The 452-nt window shown below is 45.1% G+C and carries 2 protein-coding genes; both read right to left on the reverse strand.

The window, feature by feature from the left end:
- A partial coding sequence (locus ACYVRA_RS08870; RefSeq protein WP_461252349.1) for a type IV pilus modification PilV family protein occupies positions 1-253 on the reverse strand: 253 nt, incomplete at its 3' end.
- Positions 238-452, reverse strand: a 215-nt coding sequence (locus ACYVRA_RS08875) for a hypothetical protein (protein ID WP_461252350.1), incomplete at its 5' end; no start/stop codon positions are given. The genes ACYVRA_RS08870 and ACYVRA_RS08875, both read right to left, overlap by 16 nt.

Here is a 452-nt window from a genome sequence, read left to right on the forward strand (position 1 = left end):
TAGTCATATTACCGTTTGTTACACCATTCTTAACTATAGTGCAACCATAGATAGAATAGTATTGCAAGTTATCAAGCACTTCCATAGCGATAATATTCGCCTGTTCAGCTTCGGCGATGTTTTTACGGTGGCCCATTATTCTGGGAAACACCGTAGTGATGGCAATTAGGGCGAACGCCACGAGTACGAGGCTGATCATGATCTCCACGAGCGAGACGCCGGCTATGCCCTTTTTGTTTACATTCTTGTCCATGTTGCCCCCGATTGGCTCTTATGGTAAAGTTCCGGCCTTATACTGGTAACGGCGTCTTTCTGTATGCAGTAGCGGTCATTCGTTTTGGCGCTCGTTATCAATATCCGACCGTCTTTGAACGCTTCCAAGTTCTTCGCTTCCACCATTACGGTATCTTTATCAGCTGATCCAATCCAATTGCTGTCTCTTATACACATCT

The organism is Treponema sp. R8-4-B8 (assembly GCF_054786175.1).